9 protein-coding genes are annotated in these 13,688 nt (G+C 58.3%); 3 read left to right on the forward strand and 6 right to left on the reverse strand.

The features are described 5' to 3' along the window. Positions 1-189: 189 nt before the first annotated feature. Genes GKIL_RS00465 through GKIL_RS00475 form a run of 3 tightly spaced genes read left to right on the forward strand, consistent with a single transcriptional unit; the run spans position 190 to position 3,392 of the window. Positions 190-765 (forward strand): recombinase family protein, encoded by a 576-nt coding sequence (locus tag GKIL_RS00465; RefSeq protein WP_023171338.1) that lies wholly within the window; start codon positions 190-192, stop codon positions 763-765. Between the two features lie 13 nt (positions 766-778). Further along, positions 779-2,431, forward strand: coding sequence for an IS481 family transposase (locus GKIL_RS00470; protein WP_081705345.1), 1,653 nt, complete (start codon positions 779-781; stop codon positions 2,429-2,431). Further along, a complete protein-coding gene (locus GKIL_RS00475) occupies positions 2,421-3,392 on the forward strand; it encodes an ExeA family protein (protein WP_023171340.1) in 972 nt (323 codons plus the stop codon). The genes GKIL_RS00470 and GKIL_RS00475 overlap by 11 nt, the downstream gene beginning before the upstream one ends. Positions 3,393-4,268: 876 nt before the next feature. Here the strand turns inward: GKIL_RS00475 and GKIL_RS24400 are convergent. The 6 genes from GKIL_RS24400 to GKIL_RS00505 all read right to left on the reverse strand — a co-directional run bounded on the left by GKIL_RS24400 (position 4,269) and on the right by GKIL_RS00505 (position 13,608). Continuing rightward, positions 4,269-4,754 (reverse strand): hypothetical protein, encoded by a 486-nt coding sequence (locus tag GKIL_RS24400; protein ID WP_023171343.1) that lies wholly within the window; start codon positions 4,752-4,754, stop codon positions 4,269-4,271. A 94-nt stretch (positions 4,755-4,848) separates the two neighbouring features. After that, positions 4,849-5,184 (reverse strand): hypothetical protein, encoded by a 336-nt coding sequence (locus GKIL_RS24405; RefSeq protein WP_144080283.1) that lies wholly within the window; start codon positions 5,182-5,184, stop codon positions 4,849-4,851. A 24-nt stretch (positions 5,185-5,208) separates the two neighbouring features. Continuing rightward, on the reverse strand, positions 5,209-5,727 hold the full coding sequence (locus GKIL_RS00490) for a hypothetical protein (RefSeq protein WP_023171344.1): 519 nt from the start codon (positions 5,725-5,727) through the stop codon (positions 5,209-5,211). 50 nt (positions 5,728-5,777) lie between these two features. Continuing rightward, positions 5,778-8,993 (reverse strand): hypothetical protein, encoded by a 3,216-nt coding sequence (locus tag GKIL_RS00495; protein ID WP_023171345.1) that lies wholly within the window; start codon positions 8,991-8,993, stop codon positions 5,778-5,780. 188 nt (positions 8,994-9,181) lie between these two features. Next, complete coding sequence (locus GKIL_RS00500; protein WP_023171346.1) at positions 9,182-10,234, reverse strand: hemerythrin domain-containing protein; 1,053 nt, start codon at positions 10,232-10,234, stop codon at positions 9,182-9,184. A gap of 161 nt (positions 10,235-10,395) precedes the next feature. Next, positions 10,396-13,608 carry an alkaline phosphatase family protein gene (locus GKIL_RS00505; protein WP_023171348.1) on the reverse strand — a complete coding sequence of 1,071 codons (3,213 nt, stop codon included), beginning with the start codon at positions 13,606-13,608 and terminating at the stop codon, positions 10,396-10,398. Positions 13,609-13,688 lie beyond the last annotated feature (80 nt).

The following is a 13,688-nucleotide window of genomic DNA, read 5'->3' on the forward strand; positions in this document are numbered from 1 at the left end:
TCGTCCATCCGGACCAGGATTATCTGCAACTGGAAGGCAAGTAAAGGAGGGTTTTCTTGACCATCGTTTCTGCTGAACGCCAAGAACGGCAGACAGGCATTTGGGCAGTCAACAAATTCGGTTAAAGAATCTACGGCAGTTTATGCTGATGAGCAACGGCATCCTTAACCATTCATTGGAGAGCTGCCCATGCTCATTGGCTACGCGCGCGTTTCCACCGACGACCAGGATCTGAATCTGCAGCGCGATGCTCTCAGGCAGGCTGGGTGCAAAAGAATCTACGAGGACCAAGCCAGTGGAGCACAGGCGGCCAGGCCGGGGCTAGAAAGAGTTCTGGAGGTTATCCGCGCTGGCGACGCATTAGTGGTTTGGCGGCTCGACAGGTTAGGCCGTTCGCTCAAAGATCTTATCGCCCTGGTGGAACTGCTGGAGGGACGCGGTGTCGGTCTGGTGAGTCTGCACGAATCCATCTCAACTGCTTCGAGTAGCGGCAAGCTTGTCTTCCACCTGTTCGCTGCCCTGGCCGAGTTCGAGCGCAACCTTATCCGCGAACGTACCCAAGCTGGGCTGAGCGCTGCACGCGCACGCGGCAGGAAAGGCGGTAGGCCGAAGGCCCTCGATCCAGCCAAGCGCCGATTGGCTGTGAAGTTGTACGACGAGCGACAGCTCACCATCGTCGAGATCTGCCGCATGTTGGGGATTTCCAAACCTACGCTCTACAGTTACCTGGCAGAAGGCCAGACCGCCACTGCCGGGGGCGGTTGAGGTGGCGCGCAAGATACCGGCTGAGGCTTTGGTGCAACTGCGGTCGCGCTTGGCCATCCTGCCGGAGCGTTCTGGTGAGCGCAAGGTACTCCTGGAGCAGAGCGCTGGGCTTTTTGGGGTGTCGGTCGCAACTGTCTACCGTGCCCTCAGAGAACAACAACGCCCGAAGAGTGTCCACCGTGCCGATCGCGGCAGTCCCCGCCTGCTGCCGCGTCCGGAATTGGAGCGCTACTGCGAAGTGATCGCTGCGATGAAGCTGCGCACCCTCAATCAAAAGGGGCGGCACGTCTCGACGGCGCGGGCCATCGCGTTGCTCGAAGAGTATGGCATGGACACGCCGAGTGGCTTCGTACAACTGCCTAAAGGGTTGCTCGCCAAAAGCACTGTCAACCACTATCTCGATGCCTGGGGCTATGACCTCGAACGTCTGACGCGCCAACCGCCTGCCGTTCGCTTTCAAGCCGAGCACAGCAACGAGTGCTGGCACTTCGACCTCAGTCCTTCAGATCTGAAGCACCTGCACAAGCCCCCCGCCTGGGTCGAGCCGGGACGGGGCAACCCGACGCTCATGTTGTTCAGCGTGGTCGATGACAGGTCTGGCGTTTGCTTTCAGGAGTACCGCTGTGTGTACGGCGAGGACGTGGAGGCGGCGCTGCGCTTTTTGTTTGGTGCGATGTCGCCCAAAGAGGCGACGGGCGTGGACTTCGGGGGCATCCCCGCGATGCTGTACGCCGACAATGGTCCGATTGCCAGAAGCCGGGTGTTCCAGAACGTGCTGGAATGTCTGGGCATCAAACTGCTCACCCACATGAGCGCCGGTTCCGACGGCACCCGAGTCACAGCCCGAGCCAAGGGCAAAGTCGAGCGGCCATTCCGCACGGTCAAGGAAGCGCACGAGACGCTGTATCACTTCCACCAACCGCAAAGCGAAGCCGAAGCCAACTTGTGGCTACAGCGATACTTGATGCATTACAACGATCGCCCGCACCGCAGCGAACCGCATTCGCGGCTGGAGGATTGGCAGCGGCACCTGCCGAGCCAGGGCATCCGGCAGATGTGCTCATGGGAACGCTTCTGCACTTTTGCACGCGAACCGGAACGACGCAAAGTCGGGGCCGACGCCCGTGTCACGGTCGAGGGGGTGGCCTACCAGGTGGAACCGGACCTGGCAGGCGAGACGGTGGTGCTGTGGTGGGGGCTGTTCGACAACGAACTGTACGTCGAGAAGGACGAGCAGCGGTACGGCCCTTACCTGCCGGTGGATGGACCCATCCCCCTGCACCGCTACCGCAAGTTCAAGAAGACGCGCACCCAGGAGCGCTCCGAGCGCATCGCGACACTCGCCACTCGTCTTGGGCTACCCCGCGCTGCCTTGGAGGGACACGCGGAGTTGGCGTACCTGGTCGAGGAGGCTCCAGCTCCCCAAGCGGTGCGGGCACTTCCCTTCCGCGATCTCGACCCTTACCAGGAATTCAACTACCCGTCTGCGTTGATGGCCAAGCGGGCGATTGCCCAGGCGCTCGGTTGCCCACTGGCCAAGCTGAGCGAGGAGGAGCGGGCTTTCATTGATGCAGTGCTGGGTGAGACGCTGAGCAAAAAGGAAGTGCTCGAACGGGTACGCCGCCATCTTGCCCACGACCCACCCGGAGAAGCACATGCTGACTGAAGTGATGGAGCATTACCGCCTGGTGCGCGATTTTCGCAAAGCCAGTTACTTCGAGACCGACCGCCAGAAGCAATTGTTCAAGGACATCCGCGCATCGATCCTCTCCGGACGGATGGTAGCGCTTACCGGCATCGTCGGTTGCGGCAAGACGGTCACTCTGCGCAAGCTGCAGGAGGTGCTCGAAAAAGAAGGGCGCATCATCGTCTCCAAATCGTTGTCGGTGGAAAAGGACCGGGCGACACTGGCGACCTTGATAGCAGCCCTGTTCTTCGACCTTTCGCCTGACAAGGACGTGAAGATTCCCGGCCAGGGTGAGAAGCGCGAGCGGGAACTGCGCGACCTCATCAAAAAAAGCAAGAAGCCGGTGGCGCTCTTTGTGGACGAGGCCCACGACTTGCACGCCAAGACCCTGACCGGTCTTAAACGACTCATCGAGGTGGTCGAGGACGGCGGCGGAGTGCTCTCGCCCGTGGTGGCCGGTCATCCGAAGCTCAAGAACGACCTCAGGCGACCAACGATGGAGGAGATAGGTTACCGGGCAGTGGTCTTCAGTTTGGACGACTTGATCGGTTCACCAAAGGATTACCTGCACTGGCTGTTGGAGCAGTGCCTGTCCGAGGGTACCCAGGCGAGTGAGGCCATCGAAGATGAGGCATTGAACCTGTTGGCCAACCGGCTGAAGACGCCGCTGCAGCTCCAGCAGCACTTGAGTTTGGCCTTTGAAACGGGTTTCGAGGTGGGCACCAGGCCCGTGACGGCGGAAGTGGTCGAGTCGATCCTCTCCAAGCAGATTGACGACTTGGAGCCGCGACTGACCCGGCACGGGTACGACGTGCGCAGCCTGGCGGAGCAGTTCAATGCCCGACCGGTGGAGATCCGTTTGCTGTTTCGGGGGCAGCTCGATGCCACCCGCGCACGGGATTTGCAGGAGCAGATGCTTGCGGCGGGCCTGCCGCTATGAGAGCCTTTTTGTGTTGCAGATAATCCTGGCCCGGATGGACGATTGCAGGCCGAGGGCAGATGATTGCAGGCCCAGTTGCAATTAATTCTGGCCGGGATCGCTCCCCAGTTGCATTTAATCCTGGCCCGAGGAAGCCGTTATTGCAGGTCCGGCCTCCGATGATTGCAAGCCGCTACAGGTAATGTACTCCAGCAACAAGTCAATCGCCTGCGGCTGGGGCATCTGCAATAACTCGTCACGGCTGGGCAGGGGTGGTAACGCACTCATACCGAAAGCGTACAGTCTGTTATCGCTCCGTCAAGACCAGCACGTGAATGCTTACTCAGCGTCGGCATCGGTGTCGGTTCGTTCGTCCTCGCTTAGAGATTGTCCCTCTTCCTCATCAGGGACTGGGTTCTCATTGTCTTCCGAGGGCACTTGTTCTTCATCGGCAATAGTTTCTTCGCGCTCGGCGACGGTCTGCTCCTCGTTCCTCCGCAAGAGCACGGGCAGCAAGTAGCTGCAACTCGCCGAAAGTAAAGGGGCGGGCGACGACACAAGCCGAACGGCGATCCAATAGTGCTTCAAGATAGGGCAGGAGTCGCCGGTCTGCGGCTGGCTTCTCGATGAGCACGGTAAGGGCCGTGCCTACCCGGTTATCGTCGTTACTCTGCAAAGCCTCGATCAAACTTTGCAGAGCGTTATCTGCCAGCATAGATATTCTCCATATCTGGATTGACTCAGCAAATTATCGCTATGATACTCGACCACGTTCACCAGATCTGGTAACGAGTTCTTCCAAAAGATCTGCTGCAACTTGTGCAGGTATCCCTGAAATTAGGATTTCTTTATTGTTTTCTGTTTTATCAAGTCTACTTATGTGAGTCTATCAATGGTTCACTGCGTCTGCTGGTCTCTTGCCTTACGAAACTCTTGCTCAGCCCTGAGCATTTCGATGAAGGTTTTAGGCTGAATGACGATGTCTTCGAGTGGCAGTTTGCCCATTTTCTGCAGTTGAGCAAAGCTTAGGAGTAATCCTTCTATACCGCCTGGTGCGTCTATGTCGTACTCGTCTTCGAGACGGTTCAGTGCATTGGTAGAAATGGGTTTTGCTACTTGTTCGAGCACCACAGTTTCATTGCTGCCTTGAGTACCACGTTCAGATGCCAGGGCACGGGCAGCAAGCCAACGTACCTCGCCGACGATGGGTGGTAGAGAGGTAATACAGGGACTTCTATCCTGTAATAGTTTTTCGATAAGTGGAATGAGTCTCGGATCACCAGTTGCTTCACTGGTGAGTGAGCGCAGAGTAATAGCTCTTTGAGCCGCCTCGTTACTGCTCAGACGTTCTTCAAAGCGCTTTACCCAGTCTTCGGCCAGCATATACCCTACAAAATTTATTTGGGGAAACTTTCTTAAAATAAGACCTAGCTATACATTACTACTCGTTTTTCCTGCTCAAGTGGCGAATATTAATTCAAAAAGCCATAAATGGCCCAAAAAATAATCCTCCTTCCTTCACTATCTTAAGAACCTCATCCTGTGAAGGTAGATCATCAATAAACTCAGGCCAAGATTTTTTGATATACTTGTCCCACTGCGCTGGATCAACTTCCCTGATTTTATGCACTAAGTCCTCAAATATATAGCCTTTTCCAGCCATTTCTAACACACATTGTCGCAAAGCAGATTCATAATCTGGAGCACTTGAATAACAATTTACGAAGGCATGGTTTGTACCAGGCGGAAGTTCAGAATCTGCCTCACCCCGCACTCTGACCGTAAGCTCATATAGACTATTATTTTGACTCATTCTCGAATCTTCCTATTTAACTTACTAAAGCTCCTCGAAATGATCTGCACCCGTAGCTTCAAGCAACTTGAAGAAGGCGTCTAGAGCAACAGGATACCCTTCTACGAGCAGTCTTACAACGTACTCATGAGTTCCAGTGCTGTCTAGACTCCAGTAGTACCACTCTCGTTCACCAGACTCGAACCAACAGATCCAGTTTGATAGAGACCACCGCTGCTTATTAGACGCTAGTTCTAGCTTCTCTGCGTAGCTCATACTATCCAGCATCTGTAAGTAGGCAAGCTTCTCCTCCTCCGTTTTTTCAGGTTCAAAAGCCGCAGTAAACCAGTCTGGCAAGATATTGTGCCAGTCGTCATCGCTCGGCCAATCTTTATCTAATGCTTTCTCGTCAATCAAGGACAGGATTTCTTTGAATCTCAAAATGACCGTTTCACACGAATCGGAGCAAGTTACCTTATATGTTAGGAGTCCTGCCATCGAGCCAGGAGCAATAGCTGTCTGTTGATTTCGCAGGCGCTCTAATTCCTGGACTATTTCCTGCATTTTTCACCTTCAAATCAAGACATCAATGTTTGTGGGACGTTGCTCCATCCTCATTCACTTCTAATTTTACCCGTGCCTTGAATTATAACCTCTCTGAGTGTTTTTATCTGTTCTTCAGTCAGACCAAATTGATCTGAAGCTTTCGTTGGGTCGGCAATTTCCGGCCTGTTTGGAAATTGCTTCTTCTCGCTTTGAGGAACAGCAATCCTTCTCATCTCTTCTAGAAACGGTTCAGGCACATCAAAAGATTTCACTTGGGTATCCGGAAATTGTTTTGAACGTTGCTGAAGGAACTCCTCTGCTCGCGCTTCGTCTCCAAAGTTCAAAAAGAGTGCACGTTCCGGCCCTTTACCCTTCTTGCTTCTTACAACAGGAATGTCTACACCTCCGTTTTTATCGATAAGAACACGTTGGTTGCCTTCACCCTCTACTCTATAAACTGTTACATTCCTGTCTTCGGCTGCAGTCTGATTGTCTTCATCTTCAGGCAAAGATTCGCTTGCGTCATCGTTGCTGTTGTCGTTGCTGGGTTCTTCTTCCTCTGGGTTGTTCTGCCCCTCCTCGTTACCCTCCTCGTTGCCGGAACCTTCCTCCTCGTTGCGGTTGCGCGGCGGCTCATCCCCATCGCCGTTGCCGTTGCCATCGCCGTTGCTGCCACCCTCGGTCTCCGGGCTCGCCGCTGTCTCGCTCTCTTCTGAGCGCCGGCGCTCGTTCGACTGGCCTGAAGCAGGCTCTTCGATGGGCGTCGGAGCAGCATCAGGCTTCGACGAGCGTTCGGCACCAACCGCTACCGGCTCGCGCTCCACCACCGACGGCTCGAAGGGAGTCTGACCGCTCTCGGGCAACTGGGGCACCTCGACGGTGGGCAGCGGCACTTCCCCCTGGGCATTGCGCAAGGGCGAACCCTCCGGCAACTCGGGCGCAGGGGGCACCTCACCCGCTGGCACCTCGACACGGGCACGGCCCAGACGATTCAGACTCGCCTCGATGCCCACACCGGTCGCTGTGTTGAGCACGATGTTGCTCGGGTCAAACGCCTCCAGACCACTGTTGCCGACTGCCGAGAGCTTCTGCTCCAGACTCAGGTTCGGGTCGAAGGCCACACCGGCAGCGGTGTTGAGCATACCGCCCACCGCGTTTTGATAGGTGCCTTCGACCACCTGATGACCGATGAACTTGCTCGCGCCCTGAGCAATCGCACTCTCGGCAATTTCTCTACCCAGTACCTGCTCGGTCGCTCCGAGAATGCCCTTACTGGCCGCTCCCCCGACTGCTCCCACTCCAGGAATTGGAATGGCTGAAAGCGCACCGGTCTGCAAACCGCTGAGCGCATCGTTGCCCATCTGCTCAAGGCTGTACTGGTGACCGGAGGCGGTTTCATCGGCGGCGTTGATGGCAACATTGGCCGCCGCTCCTGTCCCAGCCGCAGCGAGCATCGCCACTCCTGCTCCCGCTCCGGCTCCACCGGTGGCGACGGTGACACCGACGGCGGCAACGGTGACAAGCCCCATCTTCAGCATCTCTCCCCCGGCGTTGAAGTCCTGGGAGAATTTCTGCACGCTGCCATTGACATCGTTGATGGTCTGAGCCATCAGCCCCGGCGGCGGGGGCGGTGGTGTCTGCTCGCCGGAGGGATTTTGTTGAGCGGCAGCAGCGGCGGCCTGCTGTTGTGGGTCGCCGTAGAGTTCCGAGTTCAACCGCTGGATGGCGGTGTTGTCGCCGTTTTTGATGGCGGTTTCCAGTTCGTTGAACTTGCTGTCGAGCTGGTCGAGCTTTTGTTTGGTCTGGGCTTCGACGGCGGAGGAGGAGTCCTCCTGCATAAGCTTGTGGTCTTCGTCCTTATCGCCGTTGCCGGTCAGAAAGTTCCAGGCATCTCCGGCCACGTCGGCGACGGTGTTGACGGTATTTTCAAGAACGGCTTTGCCTGTGTCGGCGGCGCGGTCGAGAACGGTGCCGTCCTCGTTGACGATTTTGTTGAACTGGGCATCGACCTGCTGTCGGTAGTTGGCGAGTTCAGCGCGGGCCTGGCTGAGTTGCTGGAGTTGTTGCTGCTGGAGCTGTTCGGCAGTCAGGGGTTGTGCGGCATTTGGTGGAGCCTGTGGGTTGGTATTGGTGCCGCTCTGAGCGTTGGTGTCGGCTGCGCTCGGGTTGGCATTGGGCTGGGAGCCGTCATCAGCGTTAACGTCTGTCTGAGGGTTGTTGTTGTCTGGATTGTCCGGGTCCGCATTTGCCTGCGCTGCGCCGTCCGGGTCCGGGTTCGCCTGAGCTTCCTCATCTGAGTCAGAGTTGCCAAAGAGGTTGGTGAACGTCTCGCCCAAATCGCCAAAGGTACCCGCAAGGAAGTTTTCCGCCTGCTCTGGCAGAGCTGCAGGATTGCTCACTGCGCCCAGTGCGGCTTCACCAAAATCGCTCAGCCCCTCCCAGATGTTACTCAGCCCTTCACCGAGAGCGCCCAGGGCTGAGCCAGAATCGTCCGGCTGGGCATTCGCACTCGGCTCGCTTTGCTGCTTTGAATCGGCCCCGCCCAGAGCGAGCAGGTCCGATACGGCCTCTGTGGCAGAGGTGAACAATTCGGAGAGGGGATTGTCATCTTCATCAGCTGCTGGGTTTTCATCAGTTGAAAGAGGAGTCTGTTGGTCGTCCGTTACATCAAGAGCATAGCTGGGCACGTCTTCAGAACCCGGCAGTCCATCGGCTGAATCGTCGAAGGGCAACGACTCGGCGTCTGGATTATCAATAGCCAGCGGCTCACCATCGCGAGCAAAAAGGGCATCTGAGGCGAAAGCCTCGCCATCCGACTGGTCATCGGTGTCGGTTATATCCAGTGGCAGAGTGTCCGGGTCATCCAGGGCGGTGGGAGCTGGTGCGTCGTCTATTCCTGGCAAATAGTCGAAGTCGGCGTCTGTCGCCTCGCTGCCACCGTCGAAGGCACTCGGGTCTACTGCAGTGTCGTCAAAGAAGAGCGGGTCGGCTTCTGCTGTGTCGGCGGGGTCAAAATCCACATCGGCAGTCGCGTCGGCTCCATCGCTGCCTGCAAAGTTGTACTCATCGTCTTCGGCTCTCCAGTCCGTGCTGTCATCTGCTGCCCAGGCCGTATCGTCGGTGTCAAAGTCAGCTTCGGCGACAGCGCTGGCAGTGTCATCAGCGGCTGGTGCATCGCTGGGGATGTCTGCTTCGAGTTCAGAAGCAGGGGATTGCTCCTCGGGGGAGGCGGCTTCGTCCTCCTCGGTATCGTCGCTTGGGGAGTAGTCTTCCTCGTCAGGCATAGCACCACACTGGGAGGTTCGGTCCACAGTCAGGCCAGCCAGAAAAGAATGCCATACACTCCGCAGGCAGTCCACTGGCCGGATCGGACCGTCAAAATCTTAGGGAAGAAGCTTAAGTTTTGTAAGCAGGACGATAAAAAAAGGAGGCGAGAGATCGCCTCCTTTTTGTTTCTACTCAACGCGCACCGTTAGCGGGTACTGGGTGCCTGCTGCTGGGATACATCCTGGAATCGGCTCTTGGCCATCTGGAACTGCTTGCCCATCTCGCGCAATTGCTCGTCGCTGAAGTGCTGGCGCAGCTTGGCAAATAGCTCCGCTTCTTCGAAGTTGACGTGGCTTTGCACCTTGTCCTGCAGTTGGGCGATGCGTGCCTTAAAATCGCCCCCGATGCCGTTGCGGCGCACTTCCTCAAGCATGGCCTCCAATTCTGCCTGGTCCTGGTAGGCGTACTCAGCCTTGCTCAAGCTGTCGTCGAAGCGCTTGAGATCGGCGTACCAGGTCTGCTCCTCGGCATGGGCGTGGGCGCTCAGATCGCCGTAGAGCTGGTTAAAAAATTCCAGCTGCTTGTCCGGGTCGTTGGTGTCCTGGATCTGGGCAAAGAGGGTGCTGACTTTCTGGTGATCCATGTGGACGTAGTCGGTCACCTTCATGTCGGGACCACCTTCGCCCCGGCTCGTCACCGAACCAAAGACGCCGGTGAGGGCGGCAAGCGAATCCTGGACGCGGGCCCACAGTCCCTGGTCGGGATCCTGGCCGGTGAGTTCGCGGGTACCCAGAATTTCGAGGATGCCCTTGAGCTGCTCCTGGTGGGAGCGGTTCTCGAAGTTGACCGTGTTGAGCGGTGCAATCGCCGCGTCGATGTCAGCACCCACCACCTGAGCCGCCTTGTGCAGCGTGATGCCTGCCATCGCTGCTGCGTGCTTGAGCAGTTCGAGCTGGCTGAACTTGTCGTAGGCGCTCAGTTTGTCGCCTTGAATCGACTCTTCGAGCTTGTTGCCCATCTCATAGACGAGGGGCCGGGCTTCGCCTTTGACGCCATACTGGATAATCGCGTTGTCGATCACGGTGAGATTCTTGCGATCGTCGCGGATAAAGTCGCTGAGGCGCTTGCGGATCTCAGCGTCGTTGCTCTGGGTAAGCAACTGTTCCTCGATTTTGATGATCTGCTCCTGGGTCGCCTTGATGTCGGCGAGCCTGACAGCGATCGCCTGACGTTTTTCGTCGGCAATGATCGGTACCATGATGCCTCTCCTGTTGGTCGGACTCTCTTCTGTCGATCTTCGCGAGCAAGGCTGCCACTGCTATCCCCCCCAGGGCGGAAAGCGGCGAAGCGCATCGCAGAGTCGAACGAAAAAGCCGGGTACGCCCAGAGCCTACCCGGTCCTGTCCTGCAAACTGGGGGTTAATCGTCGTCGTCTACTTTTGGCGCGGCAACGACCGCCTCTGCCTGGGCGTAGAGCCGCGCCTGGGCAGCGAGGTAAGCCGCTTCGCTGAGGCGGTTTTCTTTTGCGGCTCTGGCGTGCAGGTCGTCCGCTGCCATCGACAGGCGGGTGAGGCGACCGAGCCTGCGGCTGTCGCGGTCAGGAGCGCTGGTATCGAGCTTATCGACCAGCTTCCAGATCCGCTCGCCCTCGGCGGTCGGCTGGTATTTGACACTGTCGTTAAAGGCGATCTGGCTCGCGGTAATGCCGTTGTAGGTGGACTGGAACAGATCGCGCAGGTCGGTGGCGAACAGGTCGCCCAGGTTGTTGGGCGGCAGCCCCAGAAGCAACTCCTCGGTCTTGACGATCGAGGCGGTGACGTAGTGCTGCTTGCCCAGGTAGCCGGGTCTGGCGTAGGGGCTTACCACCAGCAGGGGCGTGCGGTGCTGGTGGATGTGATCGAGGGACGATTGGGCGTCGTCGAAGGTCATAAAAATAGCGCTACCGGTGCCGGTGGCGGCGTTGTAGTAGACGGGGCTATTCATGATGTGCTGGACGACCTGGCCGAGGGCCACATCGCCGTCGCCAATCTGCTGCAGGCCGGAGCTGCCGACAGCGGTGGCGTTCGGTGCCTGGACACTGCCGGTGTGGTCGTTGGGCAGGTAGATATAGAGGTACTGGGGCAGGGTACCGGCGCTCACCATCCGGTCGAAGTCGGCGATGAACTCTTTGGCCCGGCGCTGGTCGGAGATGTTGAAGTTGTAGCCGGGGTAGTTCGCGTCCAGGTGCGCTTCGCCGCTCGTATTCTTCTCTCCCAGCACCGCGAGGATGGGCAGGTTGAGAAAGTAAGACTGCCCCAGGCCGCTGGTGGTCGAGGTGACATCGCCCAGGTTGACGACAGGCTGGGTGATCGTGAAGTTGTCCGCCTGCAGTTGCGGGTAGCCCACCTGGCCGCTGGGCGGGTCGTTGAGGGTGGTGGGCGTGCTGGTGCCGGTGTCGGTGCCCTCGATGCGGATCATCGCTCCGTAATCTTTGAAGCTCACACCGTTGCGGGCGGCGTTGTTGAAGATGTAGCCGCTCGCCGGATAGTCCTCCGGCTCGAAGTTTTTGTTGACCAGCAGGCCACGGCCCGTCTTGACCAGCAGCGTCTTTTGGGTGTAGTCGGTCGAAGTGCCGGAGGCAGCGAACTGGTGACCGGCGTCGGACTCTTCGGAGTCGGAGTAGTAGTTGACGGCGGCGGCAAAAGTCTGGGCGAGCGCCTGGGTGTTGAGGCTCACCCCGGTGTACTGGCCGTTGGTGAAGGTCGAACCGTCGGCGTTGTTGTAGGTGAGGCTCGAATAGGGACCAAAGTGGACGCTCAGGTTGCCGAGCATCGAGTCGAAGGTCTTGTTTTCTTGCAGAATGCGGATGACGTGGGTGATTTTGGCAGAAGGCTTGCCCCCTGCCGGCACGATGCTCGTATCGGCGGGCGCGTGGATGCCGTAGTTGTAGCCCAGCACCGCCGTGTTATCGAGGGTCAGGCCACTGAGGCTGACTTTCTGGATCGTGCCAAAGATAAAGTTGCTGTCGCTAAAAGATTGAACCCCGGTGGCCGTCGGGTTGGTCGTAAAGTCGGTGAGCGGATTGATGTCCTCGCCGATGCCCTTGGCATTGACGATGTAGAGCGTCTGGTCGTCCGGGCTGAGGGCGAGGGCGGTCGGGTACCAGCCCGTCGCAATCCGCCCCAGCAGCTTTGGCCGGGCGGGGCGGGTCGTGTCGAGGACAGCGACCGAGTTGAGCCCGGCCTCGGCCACGTAGAGCCGCGTGCCGTCGCTGGAGGCGACCAGGGCGTTCGGATAGGAGCCTGTGACTTTATGGCCGTCCGAGGTTTTTACCCTGATGGGCGAGAGGTCAAAGTCGGGCAGCACCTTGTTGGTATTGAGCAGAATGCGGGCCAGGCTGTCGCTGTTGGCCTTGGCGACGTAGAGTACCTCGATCTTGCCCTTGCGGACGATCGCCGTCGCCGAGGGATGGGTGTCGCCTACCTGATAGAGATCGTCGAGGGGCTTGCCCAGGTAAAACGACTGCGCCAGGCTGGCGTTCGCACCGTCTCCCCCTGGAGCCGAAACAAAGGAGAGCGAGGAGGTCTTCGGATTGCTCCCCGATGTGTCGGTGAGCGGCACAAAGTAGCCGGCGGGCTGGTTCTGAGCGGTCGCGCCGATGCTTGTAAGCTGGCCGTTGCCGTCGTAGGCAGGACTGGCAAACTTGTACTCGGTAACGCCCCAGTTGCTCACCAGGATCTTGCTGCCGTCCTTGCTCACCGAGACACCGTACGGAAAGTAGCCCACAGCAATCTGTTTGACGACGGCGAAGCTGGTCGTGTCGATTACCGCGAGGCTGTTGTCGCCGTTGCAGGCGACATAAAGATAGCGCCCGTCCGGCGAGAGGGCAGAACCAGCCGGGAAGGTGGTCTGGGCCCCGGTGGTGCGGCTGAAGCCCGAGGGAGCCGGTGGCAGGTTGCCGTTGGCGTCCTTGGTGTTGAGCACGGGGTTGGGGACGTAGTTGCTCACGTAGCCCGCCGTGCTGGGCAAAGTCGGTGCGATCGCAACGCTGGCGGGGGTAGCCGCCGCAATCTGACCGTCGGTACTGATGCTATAAAGATAAATCTTGTTGTCGCCGCCGCCGGAGGCCCAGACGGTGTAGGGGCCGCTGCCGGTAATCTGCAGGCCGATAAAGCCCTTGGGCGTGCTGGTCGAAGCGTTCTCGAAGATGCTTGAGATCACCTGCAGCGTCGCTGTGTCGATTACCGAAAGCGAGTAGCCGCCCTTGTTGCTCGGGCTCTGGAGCGAGGCGAGGCCGACGTCGCGCTCGTCGTTGTTGGTGGTGATCAAGTACCTGCCGTCCGGGGTGAGCACTGCCCCAAGCGGATTCATGCCCACCTGGAGGCTGGTGCCGGCGGGTTTGACGATCCGGCCATTGGGGATGACGCCGTGAAAGTAGTTGCCGTCGTTGAACTTGTTTGGCCCTGCAAATAGCTCTGCCCCCGCGTAGGTGCCCGTCTCGGAGGTGCCGAAGACGGGGCTTGTGACCTGAGCCCAATTTGAAGAGGTGACGGCTGTAAGCGCCGGGGTGGGCTTTGCCTGGACCGACGGTTGGCTGCCCAGCGCCAGAGCGGCGAACACAGCCAGGGTAAAAGCAAAATCTTTGCGTTGCATACGCTGCCTCGGACAGTAAGCACGGATCACAGCTCACCATAGAGGGCGCAGGTGACAAATTCGGCGCTGCCAGATTAAGA

This window comes from Gloeobacter kilaueensis JS1, from assembly GCF_000484535.1.
GTDB classification, from domain to species: Bacteria; Cyanobacteriota; Cyanobacteriia; order Gloeobacterales; family Gloeobacteraceae; genus Gloeobacter; species Gloeobacter kilaueensis.

Excerpts from the sequence above, each read along its gene's own strand:
- GKIL_RS24405 (WP_144080283.1), bottom strand. The coding sequence starts at position 5,184 with ATGAGTCAAAATAATAGTCTATATGAGCTTACGGTCAGAGTGCGGGGT.
- GKIL_RS00495 (WP_023171345.1), bottom strand. The coding sequence starts at position 8,993 with ATGCCTGACGAGGAAGACTACTCCCCAAGCGACGATACCGAGGAGGAC.
- GKIL_RS00500 (WP_023171346.1), bottom strand. The coding sequence starts at position 10,234 with ATGGTACCGATCATTGCCGACGAAAAACGTCAGGCGATCGCTGTCAGG.
- GKIL_RS00490 (WP_023171344.1), bottom strand. The coding sequence starts at position 5,727 with ATGCAGGAAATAGTCCAGGAATTAGAGCGCCTGCGAAATCAACAGACA.
- GKIL_RS00465 (WP_023171338.1), top strand. The coding sequence starts at position 190 with ATGCTCATTGGCTACGCGCGCGTTTCCACCGACGACCAGGATCTGAAT.
- GKIL_RS00505 (WP_023171348.1), bottom strand. The coding sequence starts at position 13,608 with ATGCAACGCAAAGATTTTGCTTTTACCCTGGCTGTGTTCGCCGCTCTG.
- GKIL_RS24400 (WP_023171343.1), bottom strand. The coding sequence starts at position 4,754 with ATGCTGGCCGAAGACTGGGTAAAGCGCTTTGAAGAACGTCTGAGCAGT.
- GKIL_RS00475 (WP_023171340.1), top strand. The coding sequence starts at position 2,421 with ATGCTGACTGAAGTGATGGAGCATTACCGCCTGGTGCGCGATTTTCGC.